The organism is Bifidobacterium favimelis (assembly GCF_037963085.1).
Classification (GTDB): Bacteria; Actinomycetota; Actinomycetes; order Actinomycetales; family Bifidobacteriaceae; genus Bombiscardovia; species Bombiscardovia favimelis.
Map to the genome: position 1 here is coordinate 1,370,738 of NZ_JBANDZ010000001.1, position 12,598 is coordinate 1,383,335.

Consider the following 12,598-nt stretch of genomic DNA (forward strand, 5'->3'; position numbering starts at 1 on the left):
GCCCTGCCGGGGATGCCGGCTCAGCCCTGGGGTCCGCCGGCTATGACGGCCAGGTCCCAGGGGCCGATGTTCAGGGCCTGGCCTTCACCGACCCTTTCGCCCTGACCCGCCTGGCCCCCATGGACAAGGAGTTCGCCTGAACAGGGGGATGGTATGGTGACCCCCTCCGGCCGGTAGTTCAGGAGGTAGGTCAGGTGCTCTCCCTGGTCGTTCTCGCCCTCACGCAGGCATATCCTGCCTGCCAGGCGGCGGCCTGCGCCGTCCAGGCCCGCCCTGTCCGCAGCCTGGCCCAGCAGGTCCTTCATCAGGTCGGACGAGGGGAGGGTGCCGATCCACTCGGCCTCCCCCCTGCCATGGGGGTGGAGGGTCACGGCCGCATACGAGCCCCAGACGGGATGGTCGTATGAGGCCAGCACACGGGTTCCGGCGGCAGGCTTGAGCAGCTCGATCAGGGCCTGGCAGTCGGGGCCCTCCCACCCCTCCCCCCTGGGCTTCACATTGAGGTTGCGGGGACGGGTGAACTGGTTGCAGGTCATTCCGAAGACCCCGGTCAGCAGGTGGGGGGCACGGTCATGCCAGACCTTCAGGTGGCGGTCGGCCACGAAGGAGCGCAGGGTGGCCACCAGATGACCGCCCCCGCGCACGTAGGCTTCAAGGTCGTTGAGGGTCTCCTCTCCAGCGCTGTAGAGGGAGGGGACGATGACCAGGTCATAGGCGGCGAGCAGGTCCCGCCCCGCCGTCTCCTGGATGAAATCGCATTCGATGTTCAGTTCGAAGAGGGCGTCGTAGACCCTGCGTACCACGTCGTTGTATGAGGCCATCCCCTTCTGCCTGGGGAAGCCGGTCTCCAGGGAGAAGCGGTCCAGGGCGGTCAGTGAGTCGTTGCCGACCATCAGGGCCACCCGGTTGTGCTTGGTCATGTGGATGAGCCGGCGGCCCACCCTCCGGTCGGCCACCTGCCTGCCGAAGACCCCGGCCTCATCGTAGGTGGGGTTGGGTTCGAAGTCCTGGGAGAGCAGCCCCTTCCAGTAGGTCTCGAAGGCGTTGTGGGTGGAGTGCCAGTGCCAGTACATGACCCCCTCGGCCCCGCTGGCCAGGTGGCTGTATGCCTGGAGCCTGAGCTGACCGGGGTAGGGCAGCCATCCGTTCTGCCCCTGGGCATCGGTCTCCAGGACCAGGTAGTTGGCTCCCTGCCTGAGCGAGCGGGTCAGGTCCCCGCAGAAGGCGATCTCCTTGCCGGTCAGTCCGTCCTCGCTGGGATGGTAGATGTCCGCCCCCGCCAGGTCCAGGCAGGAGGCGGCCTGGAAGTGGTCCACAACCGGCTGCAGGCCGTATGACCAGCCGGGCGACCAGTCGAAATCGAAGTTGTGGGTGATGAACTGGTCCTCCCGGGCGTACTCACGGACGATCGAGGCCTGCCAGGCCAGGTAGCGGGAGACCTGCCCACGGCGGAAGCGGTCGAACTCGGCCCCCAGGGAGGCGTTGACGGTCCCGGCGACGTCGGGGAAGTCCTCCCAGGCATCCACCCGGTTGGACCAGTAGTCGAGCCCGAACTCCCGGTTCAAGGCGTCCAGGTCGTCGTGGAACTCCTCCCTCAGGTACTTGACGAAAAGGGCCTGCATGTCAGGGCTGACGGAGTCGTAGTACTTGGTCTCGTTGTCCACCTGGTAGCCGATGACCCTGGGCTGGCCGGCCACGTGGGCAACCAGGCGGCGGATGACCCGCTCGGCGTAATAAAGGAAGGTGGGGTTGACTATGTCCATGTTCTGACGGGGGCCGTAGGGCAGTCGGCCGTGGTCGGTCACGGCCAGGACCTCGGGGTGCATCCGGGCCAGCCAGGTGGGAAGGGCGTAGGTGGGGGTCCCGACGATCACGTCGATGCCGAACCGCCCGGCCGCCTTGAGGACCCGGTCGACATGGGTGAAGTCGAAGACGCCGGGTTGGGGCTCCAGGGTCCCCCAGGTGGACTCGGCTATGCGGATGGTGTTGATGCCGGCCGCCTTCATCATCTCCATATCCTGGTCCAGGCGGTCCACGGGCATGTACTCGTCGTAGTAGGCCGCCCCGAAGATCACATGGTCCGTCGCCGGGAACCGCTGTCCTGCCTGGTCTGTCATCTGATCTGCCTCCTGGTGGATGTCGGTCTGCCCCTCACAGGATGAAGGTGTTGAAGGAACGGGGTTGAAGGGTGACGTCGAAGCCGGCGGCCCGCACAGCAGGGTCCGACCGGTCGGCGAAGGCGAAGCGGAGGGGGCGGTCCAGCGGGTTCTGGGCCACGACAACCCGACTCCCGTCGGGGTTGGCGAAGGCCAGGGCCAGGGAACCGAAATGCCCGCCGGTCTCGAGCAGGCGGGCGCCCGGGTGCACATAGTGGGAGAAATGGCGCATGACGTAGTATTCGGGGTTCCTTCTGTAGACCCCGGCCTGGCGGTCCACGGTGAGAAGGGAGTTCTGCCTCCACCCCCAGGTGCTGACGGCCGATTGGTCCAGGGCCATGTTCCAATAGGTGTAGCAGGTGGCACCAGCCGTCAGGTAACGGTTGATCAGACCGAAGATGTATTCGGCATATTCCCAGCTGTTGTCTCCCGTTCCGCACTCGGACTCGGTCTGCTCCAACTCGATTTCGGGCCAGGAGCGGTGGGTCCGTTCTATCTCGTTCCTCCCCTCCCACTGGTAGCCGATGCCTGATATGTACCGGCGGCATTCGTCATCGAAGAGGATGTTGTCGACGTAACGGTTGTAGTTGTCCAGAGCCATGCCGGAGGGGGTGAAGGCCATGTCGGTCGGCCCGTTCAGCGTGCCCAGGAAGATGGCGGTCTGCGGGGCCCGCTCATGGAAGAGCGGACCCAGGTAGTCCCTGATGAAGATGCGCATGTCATCGCTGGACCACAGGCAGGAGGGGAACTTCTGGTCGGCGAAGACCTCGTTCTGCACGTGGAGCTGGTCTATGCGGATGCCCCGCTCCCGGTACCCCTCCACGTACCTGAGCAGGTAACGGGCATAGGTTTCCAGGTTGCGCCGGTCCATGACGATCCTGCCGTAGTTGTATACGGGAGGGTTCTTCATCCAGGTGGGAGGGCTCCAGGGGGAGGCGAAGAGTCCCATGCCGGGCTGGAAGGCCTGTGCCGCCCGGATGTAAGGGATGATTGCCTCCTCGTCACGGGATAGGCTGAAATCGTGCAGGTCCCAATCACCGGGGGTTTCGTCGTAGCTGTACCAGGAGGAGGCGAAGTCGTTGGCCCCCACCGGGGTCCGGTTGAAGCCCAGGTCAAGGCCTTCATGGCTGAAGAGATCGGCCAGGGCCGCCTCCCGGGTCTCCCCGTCAAGCGCACTGAGGGCCATCCAGCCGAGTTCGTTGAAACAGCCGCCGAATCCGCGCAGGCTTTGGAGCATGCGCCCGTCGGCCTCCAGGTCGGCAGGGCCGTCAACGGGCCCGACCGGCAGCGGGTCATGTGACAGGGGGCGGTCGGGTGTTGTCTGAATCCACCTCCGGGACCCTTCGCCCCCCTGTCCGGGCCGACCGGCAGCGGCCCCGTCCCCTTGCCGCCGGCTCGTTTCCCTGTTGCCTCCCATTGCCGATACCGTCATGGTTCCAAGGCCTCCCTCCCGGACATCCTGGTCCGGGCCTGACTCTATCTACCAGCTGTTAGATATAGATATTTAACGTCCGCCGCATCCACCTGTCAAATCCCGGTCCTTCCCCCTGACCGCGCCTGTCAGCCTCCTGTGCAGGAGCCGCGGTCGGCGGTATGAGGATGCGACCCTGGCGGTCCGGCTGTCATCTCCTGCGCGGGGCTGCGGGGCGTCCGCCGCCTGATCCGCATGGGTTCCGACCTCCCGCCGCCACGGCTATTGTGGAGGAAAAGACCGCCCGGCCAGGGCGCAACCGAGGAGGTGACGGATGCCGACCAGGATACGCATGTCGCCGCAGGTCCGCCGACGCCAGATAGTCGAGGCTGCCGCTGAATTGCTGGGGGAAAAGGGATACAAGGGGGTCACCCTCAGGGAGGTGGCAGACCGGGTGGGGATCTCGCAGCCGGGACTCCTGCATTACGTGGGCAACAAGGCCGGCCTGCTCTCCCTCCTGGTCACCGACCTTTACGACGTGGACGGCACACCCGATGTCTTCCTGCGCTCCGGCAGGCGGGGAAGCGATCCCGGGCACCCCCACCTGCCGGCATATTTCAGATTTCTGGTGGAGCACAACGCCGCACAGCCGCAGCTGGTCAAGTTGTACACGGTTCTGCAGACCGAAGCGGTCGACCCCTCCCACCCCCTCCACGACTACTTCGTCACCAGGCCCAGCAGGGTGTGGGAGAGTTATTCCCGCTTCCCCTGGGCCCTTCCGCCCGGCCTGGATTGGGCCGGGGACATGCCCGGGCTTATCCGGATGAGCCTTGAGGCCATGGACGGCATACAGGTCCGCCTCCTGCACCTTCCCCTCATCGACTATGTCGACGAGTGGTCAAGGTTCGAGGCCATCCTCTTCCCCCTCCCCCAGTGGCGGGGTCTGCTTTAGGGGGCCGTTCGGCCCGCCCCGTCCGTCCCTGCCCGGGCAGGGAGACCCTCCTGGGGGGGGGGAGTCACCCCTACTGCTGCGGAAGGTAGGGGATGGCATCGAAGGGGGGCTCGAACCTCCTGTCCTTCCAGAAGTACTCATAATCGTGGGGGCCGATCGGACGCACGACCCTGCAAGGATTCCCAAAGGCCACGACCCCGGCCGGGATGTCCTTGGTCACCAGGGATTGGGCGCCGATGACGCTGTCGTCGCCTATCGTCACCCCGGGCATGACCGTCACGCCGGCACCTATCCAGACGTTCTCCCCCACAGTCACAGGCACCGTGAACTGCGGTGCGCCGGTGGCCCTGACATCGGGGCGTATGGCATGGCCCGTCGTGACTATCGTGACGTTGGGCCCCATGAGGGTGTGGTCGCCGATGGTGATCCGCCCGTCATCGACCAGGACGAGGTTGAAATTGGCATAGCAACCGCTCCCCCAGGAGGTGTTGCATCCCCAATTGGCCTTGATGGGCCCCTCCAGCCAGCTGCCCTGTCCGAAGGTGGCGAAGATGCGCCTGCAGAGGTCCGTCCTGGTTTCCACCTGGCTGGGCCGGCAGGCGTTGAAGTCCCAGATGAGGTCCTGCTGGGCGTTCTGCACCTCCTTCATCTCAGGGGTGTCAGCTATGTACATCCGGCCCGTGTCCAGGAGCCGCATGATCTCCTCGCGTGTGGTCATAATCGGATTCCTTCCATCCTCGCATGGCGACGGTTGCGCAGGCCTGACGGCCGCACGATGCCAACGGTCCTGCCCGGCCCCATCGGGACACAGGCCATCACGACATCCGAAGGCGCTCCGGCACCCTTTCCTCTTCCATGGGATCGGGACCTTCTGCCCCCATGCCCTCGTTGACGCCGGGATGCCCACCCTCGTCAGGTTCCCCCTGAGGAGATGCCGACAGGGGGCTCTCCTTACCTGTCATGGCCCCCCGGGGACCCCCGCCTTCGGTCATGTTCTTCTTGGCGGTGGAGATCATCAGCTTGATCCGGTTGAGCTGGTTCGCCTCGGAGGCACCCGGGTCATAATCGATGGAAACGATGTTGGCCTCGGGGTATTCCCTCCTGATCTTGCCGAACATGCCCCTCCCGGTCACATGGTTGGGCAGGCAGGCGAAGGGTTGGGCGCAGATGATGTTGGGTGCCCCGGATTCTATCAGCTCGATTATCTCGCCGGTGAGCAGCCAGCCCTCGCCGGCCTGGACCCCAAGGGAGGTGACCGAGGCGGCCTTCTCCCTCAGTTCGCTGATGTGCGCTGGGATGTCGAACTTGCCATGGGAGGCCTTGTACCCGGCGATCATAGGCTCCCGATAGGCGTCGGCCGCCTTCAGGACGATCTTCTTGACGCCCACCTGCCCACCGGTGCCCAGCATCTCCTCGTTCCATTCGGCATTGGATATCCCGTTGACCATGAACTCGCAGACCCCCGGCAGGTCCGCCTCGCAACCCTGTTCCTCGATCAGGTCGACCACATGGTTGTTGGCGTCCGGGTGGTACTTGACCAGGATCTCCCCCACCACGCCCACGCGCGGCTTGCGGGGGATGTCGCGCAGGGGGAGCTCGTCGAAGGCCCTTATCATCCGCTTCATCAGGGTCGGGTAAGGAAGGTATCCCCTCCCATAGGTCTTCTTTGCGGTCTTCGAGTAACCGTGATGCTCTATGGTCTCCCGACATATGGTGTCCCAGAGTTTGTAAAGGCGGTTGGCCGACCCGGGTTCCTGCTCATAAGGGCGGACCCTGAGCAGGCACTCGATCATGGCATCGCCCAGATAGAAGGCCTTGACCGCCCTGTGGAGCAGGGCCGGGGTCACCTGCAGGCCGGGGTTGGCCCGGAAGCCCTGGACGCTGAGGGTGATGATGGGGACGTAGCCGTAACCCGCATCGGCCAGGGCCTTGCGCAGGAGGCCGTAGTAGTTCGTGGCCCGGCACATCCCACCCGTCTGGGTCACGATGACCGCGCAGTGGTGGGGGTCGAACCGGCCGGACAGGAAGGCGTTGACCAACTGCCCGACGACGATGATGGCGGGGAAGCAGGCGTCGTTGTTGACATACTTGACCCCGGTGTTGATGTCCTCCGGAGTGGCATGCTTGAGCAGCTCGAAATGGTAGTCTGCGCTGGCGAAGACCGACTCCAGGAGGGAGAAGTGGATGGGCGACATCTGGGGGGCCACCACCGTGTACTTGTGTCCCATCGCCTTGGTGAAAGGATGCTGGCGGGCGTACTTGGACAGGCTGGGCTTGATGTCGGCGGTGTCTGAGGCGTCATTGGCGTTCCCGTGGCCGATGGCCAGGCTCCGGTCCATCCCGCTGACGCCGGCAGGCACATCCGCGCCCTTCCCAGCCCCGCCGGCGGTCGGCCCGGCATCGGTGCCGGCAGGAACGGATGCCGCCTGCCCCTCCCGCCGTGCAGCCTGGACCCTGGCCTCTCTCTGCCCGACAGAGGACATCCCCAGGGGGTGGGCCTGGATCAATCCGCGTCCGCTCATGTCATGCAGGGCAACGAAACGGGCCAATGTGACGATGTCGGCCTTGCGGGCATCCAGGGTTATCTTCCGGGCTGTCGTCGGCTTGAAGCCCTGGTCCCCCTCCCGGGCCGGCTCCTTCTTGGAATCCCGCGGACCGGACCGGCCGGAGTCGCGCCGTTCGTCATCACGCCGTTCGTCATCACGCTGGTGGCGCTCGTCCATGGCCGCCTTCAGGGAACGCAGGCGGATCTTGGCTGCGCCCAGGTTCGACACCTCGTCGATCTTGAGCTGGGTGTAGACGTCTCCCTTGTCGGCCAGGATCTCCTGCACCTGGTCGGTGGTTATGGCATCCACCCCGCAGCCGAAGCTGACCAGCTGGACCAGCTGGAGGTCGGGGTACTCGGAGACGAAACGGGCCGCCGCATAGAGACGGGAGTGGTAGGCCCACTGGTCGGTCACCCTCAGCGGCATCTTCCGGTGGTCGTCGGGGAAGGTGGGGACCGTCTTGCGGAACTCCTTGGCGTTGGGATTGTTGGAGGAGATGGCCCTCTCCCCCGCATCCGATATGACGTAGTCGCTGAGCTTGGGCAGGTCGTGCACGTCCAGCTCACAGATGGAATCCTCCGAAAGCACGACCATGCCCAGGGCGCATATGGTTTCGGGAATGCCATGGTTGATCTCCGGGTCCACGTGGTAAGGCCGCCCGGAGAGGACCACCCCCTTGACCCCGTACTCCTGCATGTAGGCCAGGGCGCGCAGGCCCTCCTGACGGACGTCCTCCTTGAAACGTGCATCCTCCCGGTAGGCCTCCTGGACGGCCACCCGGGCCTCCTCCTCGCTCACGTCGGCCCAGTCGAAGACCTTGACGATCCGCTCGACCATCTTCTCCCTGTTGGAAAGGTTGAAGTAGGGCCGCATGAAGCGGACCCCCTCCTCCTTGAGCTCGGGCATGTTCGCTTCGATGACCACGGGGTAGTTGGCGACGATGGGGCAGTTGTAGTGGTTGTCCGTATCCGGCACCAGCTCCTGCTCATAGGTGACGCAGGGGTAGAAGATGGTCTTGACCCCCTTGTCCAGGAGGGAATGAATGTGGCCGTGGACCAGCTTGGCCGGGTAGCAGATGTTCTCGGAGGCGATCGACTCCATCCCGCTCTCGAAGAGCTCGTGGTCGGAACGCCCGGAGATCATGACCCTGAAGCCCAGGGAGGTCAGGAGGGTGAACCAGAAGGGGTAGTCCTCATACATGTTGAGCACCCGGGGTATGCCTATGTCGCCCCGGGTGGCCTTGTCGGGGGTCAGCCGGCGGTAGGCGAAGGCCCTCTTGTACTTGAAGTCGTAGAGGTTGGGCCGGTCGGAGCGCTTCTTGTTCTTGTCACCGCCCCGCTCGCACCGGTTCCCGGTGACATAGCGGCCCCCATCCTCGAACTCGGTGATGGTCAGCTTGCAGTGGTTCTGGCAGAGCTTGCAGATGTCATGGGAGGTGGTCATGGACAGGTGGTCCAGCTGGTCCCCTGCCAGGATCGAACTGACCACGTGGCCTTTCTCGAAGTGGAGGCCGGGATAGGTGGCCCGGAAGCCGGGATCCTCATGGGCGGCCGGGACGGCCGTGGACCCGCTTGGCCCTCCGGCGCCGCCGGCGCGGTTGGAAGTGACCGGGGTGGCCTTGAGCTTGGGCTGGTCCTTGCCCGCCGGCTTGGCCTCCTGTCCGGCCTCCTGCCTGGCCTCGTCATTCTGAGGGCAGTGCATCCGGGCCGTCAGGGCGGCTCCGTATGCCCCCATGAGGCCGGCGATGTTGGGCCTGGTGACCTGGCGGCCGGTCAGGAGTTCGAAGGCCCTCAAAACGGCGTCGTTGAGGAAGGTGCCCCCCTGGACCACGACGATGGGTCCCAGGGCGTTGGCGTCGCGCAGCTTGATGACCTTGTAAAGGGCATTGCGGACCACCGAGTAACACAGGCCGGCGGCGATGTCCTCCGGGCTGGCCCCCTCCTTCTGGGCCTGCTTGACCGAGGAGTTCATGAAGACCGTGCAGCGCGAGCCAAGGTCCACCGGGGCCTTCGAGGCCAGCGCCTGTCTGGTGAATTCCTGGATGCTGATCCCCATGGACTGGGCGAAGGTCTGCAGGAAGGATCCGCAGCCTGCGGAGCAGGCCTCGTTCACGCAGATGGAGTCGATGACCCCGTCGTTGACGGCTATGTACTTCATGTCCTGACCGCCGATGTCGATCACCGAGGTGACGCCCGGGCTGATCTCCTCGGCGGCCCGGTAATGGGCCATGGTCTCGACCACGCCCTCGTCCACGTGCAGGCCCGCCGTGATCAACCCCTCCCCATAACCGGTGGCGCAACCCCGGGCTATGTAAGCGCCCTCGGGCAGGGCCCGGCGTACCTGGCGGACGATGTCGGCCGCAGCCACCAGGGGGCTGTCCTTGTGGACCCCGTAGGTGGACCAGACGATGGTCTTGTCGTCGTTGATGAGAACGGCCTTTATGGTTGTGCTGCCCGCGTCTATCCCCAGGAAATGGGGCCCGTGGGCACCGGACAGGTCACCGGTCGGGATCGCTTCGGCCCCGTGCCTGGCATCGAAGGCCTCCTTCTCCCCATCATCCAGAAAGAGGGGGCGCAGCGTGCGGGCCGTGGAGGGCATGCCCTCCAGATTATCCAGGGCATCCAATATCCCGGTCAGGGAGGTCAGGTCGAAACCGTCGCCGACCTCCCCTTCCTCCGCGCGGTCGCCTCCTGAGGCCCTGCCGGCACCCTGCGGCCCGCCCGCATCCTTCGAGGCCAGGGTGAGGGTGCTGCGCCCGTCGGTCATGGCATCGCCAAGGGCCATCTTCTCCAGTGGGGTGGCCCGTTCGGACCGGGCCTGCCTGACCTCGTCCTCATCCAGCCCCCAGGCGGGACCGAAGGGATCGTTCACATCCGTGGCGGCCGAGTAGTCGCTCCTGACCTCATGGCCCTCATCGGCGGCCCCGCCCTTCTGACCGGCTATGATGGCGGCCCCATAGGCCACGTAAAGGTGGGCGTTCTCCGGGGTTATGTAGCGACTGACCCGACCCTGGAGGAGGCGTTTGAAGGCCTCCCTCAGCTCGCTCATGAAGAAGAGGGGACCTCCGAGGAAGACCACGTTCCCACGGATGGGGCGGCCGCAGGCCAGGCCGGAAATGGTCTGGGTGGCGACGGCGTTGAAGATGGAAGCCGCCAGGTCCTCCTTGGCGGCCCCGTCGTTGATCAGGGGCTGGAGGTCGGACTTGGCGAAGACCCCGCAGCGGGAGGCGATCGGATAGATCGTCTGGTAGCGGGAGGCCATCTCGTTGAGCCCGGAGGCATCGGTGTTCAGCAGGGTGGCCATCTGATCTATGAAGGCCCCGGTCCCTCCGGCGCAGGAACCGTTCATCCTCTGCTCCGGTGTGGGCTTCAGGTAGGTGATCTTGGCGTCCTCCCCGCCCAGCTCTATGATCACATCCCCCTCGGGGTAGGTGGCGTTGATGGCCTCGGTCTCGGCTATGACCTCCTGTGCGAATTCGGCGCCGAGCTGCTTGGCCAGCTCCAGGCCCCCGGACCCGGTGATGACCATGCTGATGGGGTTGTCTGCCAGGTCCTTGCGGGAGAGGGACAGGCGTATATCGGTGACCAGCTCGGCCACACACTGCCTGACATTGGCGTGGTGGCGGCGGTAGTCGCTGAAAAGTGCCTGGTCCAGATCGTCTGACCTGCCGAGGACGACTGCCTTGACGGTCGTTGACCCTATATCCAGACCCACGCGGAGCATATCACCGGGTTCAGTGCCCTCATGACGACGGCGGCCGTCGACATCCTGCGCCATATACACAACCTCAATCTCGAAACTGCCGGACCGGAGGGCCCCTTCGTTGAGGCGGCCCACAGCGGCCCCGGTTCTTACATGAATGCTACAGCCTCCGGCGGAGGAAACAGGCGGCGGCGACCCCCGACCTGGCAGGGATTGCGGGGATGGCACGGCGGGTCCACAGCCGGCCTGCACGGCCAGCCCGGTGTCTTGTCCGCCCGGAAGAAGTCGGGGAATCCCGCCGCCGCGGGCCCAGAACCCGGCAGGCGATATGCCAGAGGCGAACATGGCCCTCCTGCGGCGGGAAGAAGATCCTGGGACTTTAGGAATGTCCCCGAGTCGGGGGAATCTGGGGTAGTCATGCCGCCCCACCCGATTCCACCCCCAGCCTCCTTCCGAACGGCAGGAAGGCGCGGAGCGGGGAATCACAGACACGGGGACAATCCGGCGGCATAGTTTTCCGGAGGTGGGATATGCGCACAGGGATGGATTCGCCGATGGCCACCGGCGGCGGCCAGGGGGGTCTCATGCCCAGGCCCCTGGACCAGCTGCCCAGATTGGCCAGGGACACCAGGGCCGACGACCCCTGGCCCGTGAGCGTTCTCAGCCAGAAATACCACGATGCCGTGGCCAAGTGGCCAGGAGCCTGGGTGGAGGGCCAGATCGTCGAGATCAACACCCGCAGGGCGGGATCCGCCTACCTGACGGTGCGCGACAACTTTGAAGACATCTCGCTGTCCGTCATGGGCTTCCGCACCTTCGCCACCCAGGCCAGGCAGTTCCGTCAGGGCGACCGGGTCGTGGTCCATGGGCGGCCGGACCTCTGGGTCAAGCAGACCAGACTGAGCTTCATGGCCGACGAGATCCGCCGGGTGGGCACCGGCGATCTGAAGGCGCAGATAGAAGAGCTCAGGCGGCGGCTCAAGGGCGAGGGCCTCTTCGATGCGGAGAACAAGGTGCCCCTGCCCGAGTTCCCCGCAAGGATCGGCCTGGTCTGCGCACCGCAGGCCAGGGCGGAGGGGGATGTGATCACCAACGCCCGCCTGCGCTGGCCCACCATCGAATTCACCGTGGTCCATGCCCACGTTCAGGGGCCGCAGTGCCCGCCGGAGGTGGTGGCGGCCATACAGAAACTGGATGCCGACCCGGACGTGGACGTGATCATCGTGGCCAGGGGCGGGGGGAGTTTCGAAGACCTGCTCGGTTTTTCCGACGAGTCCGTAGTCAGGGCCACGGCCGCCTGCCGCACCCCCATCGTCTCGGCAATCGGCCACGAGGACGACTGGACCCTGATCGACCTGGCCGCCGACCTCAGGGCCTCCACCCCCACGGATGCCGCCAAGCGGGTCGTGCCCGACGTGGTCGAACAGGGTGAGATCATCGAGGAGGCCAGGCACCGGATCGACACCCGGATACGTTCCCTGGTGGAGACGGAAACCCGCCTGGTCGAGGGCTACGCCAACAGGCCCAGCCTGACCAGGCCGGAGACCATGCTGGACAAGCCCCAACGCTTCGTGGACGACGCCAGGGTCCATCTGGACATCGCCCTGAGACGGATAACGGACGATGCCTCCCTGACGGTCGAGAAACTCCAGTCCACCTTGACCGCCCTCTCCCCCCAGTCAACCCTGAACAGGGGATACGCCGTCCTCCAAGCGGCGGACGGAAAGGTGATCAGCCAGGCCGACCAGGTTCAGGCCGGAGACAGGCTCTCGATCACGGTCAGGCGGGGACGGATCGAGGCCGAGGCCCTGGCCTCCGCCGAGTGACCGGA

At 65.5% G+C, this 12,598-nt stretch carries 6 protein-coding genes; 2 read left to right on the top strand and 4 right to left on the bottom strand.

Annotated elements, in window-relative coordinates:
- Positions 1 to 20: 20 nt before the first annotated feature.
- Positions 21 to 2,117, bottom strand: coding sequence for a beta-galactosidase (locus V6584_RS05560; RefSeq protein WP_340469486.1), 2,097 nt, complete (start codon positions 2,115 to 2,117; stop codon positions 21 to 23).
- A gap of 34 nt (positions 2,118 to 2,151) precedes the next feature.
- On the bottom strand, positions 2,152 to 3,588 hold the full coding sequence (locus V6584_RS05565) for a glycoside hydrolase family 30 protein (RefSeq protein ID WP_340469487.1): 1,437 nt from the start codon (positions 3,586 to 3,588) through the stop codon (positions 2,152 to 2,154).
- 313 nt (positions 3,589 to 3,901) lie between these two features.
- On the opposite strand from V6584_RS05565, the gene V6584_RS05570 reads away from it, so the two are divergent.
- On the top strand, positions 3,902 to 4,519 hold the full coding sequence (locus V6584_RS05570; RefSeq protein WP_340469488.1) for a TetR/AcrR family transcriptional regulator: 618 nt from the start codon (positions 3,902 to 3,904) through the stop codon (positions 4,517 to 4,519).
- Between the two features lie 70 nt (positions 4,520 to 4,589).
- Here the strand turns inward: V6584_RS05570 and V6584_RS05575 are convergent, their stop codons facing one another.
- Entirely contained in the window at positions 4,590 to 5,237 is a 648-nt protein-coding gene (locus V6584_RS05575; protein ID WP_340469489.1) for a sugar O-acetyltransferase, read from the bottom strand.
- 97 nt (positions 5,238 to 5,334) lie between these two features.
- Entirely contained in the window at positions 5,335 to 10,842 is a 5,508-nt protein-coding gene (locus V6584_RS05580; protein WP_340469490.1) for an acyl-CoA dehydratase activase-related protein, read from the bottom strand.
- A gap of 455 nt (positions 10,843 to 11,297) precedes the next feature.
- On the opposite strand from V6584_RS05580, the gene xseA reads away from it, so the two are divergent.
- Positions 11,298 to 12,593: an exodeoxyribonuclease VII large subunit gene (xseA, locus tag V6584_RS05585; protein WP_340469491.1), complete on the top strand. Its 1,296-nt coding sequence runs from the start codon at positions 11,298 to 11,300 to the stop codon at positions 12,591 to 12,593.
- Positions 12,594 to 12,598 lie beyond the last annotated feature (5 nt).

Excerpts from the sequence above, each read along its gene's own strand:
- V6584_RS05560 (WP_340469486.1), bottom strand. The coding sequence starts at position 2,117 with ATGACAGACCAGGCAGGACAGCGGTTCCCGGCGACGGACCATGTGATC.
- V6584_RS05565 (WP_340469487.1), bottom strand. The coding sequence starts at position 3,588 with ATGACGGTATCGGCAATGGGAGGCAACAGGGAAACGAGCCGGCGGCAA.
- V6584_RS05570 (WP_340469488.1), top strand. The coding sequence starts at position 3,902 with ATGCCGACCAGGATACGCATGTCGCCGCAGGTCCGCCGACGCCAGATA.
- V6584_RS05575 (WP_340469489.1), bottom strand. The coding sequence starts at position 5,237 with ATGACCACACGCGAGGAGATCATGCGGCTCCTGGACACGGGCCGGATG.
- V6584_RS05580 (WP_340469490.1), bottom strand. The coding sequence starts at position 10,842 with ATGGCGCAGGATGTCGACGGCCGCCGTCGTCATGAGGGCACTGAACCC.
- xseA (WP_340469491.1), top strand. The coding sequence starts at position 11,298 with ATGCGCACAGGGATGGATTCGCCGATGGCCACCGGCGGCGGCCAGGGG.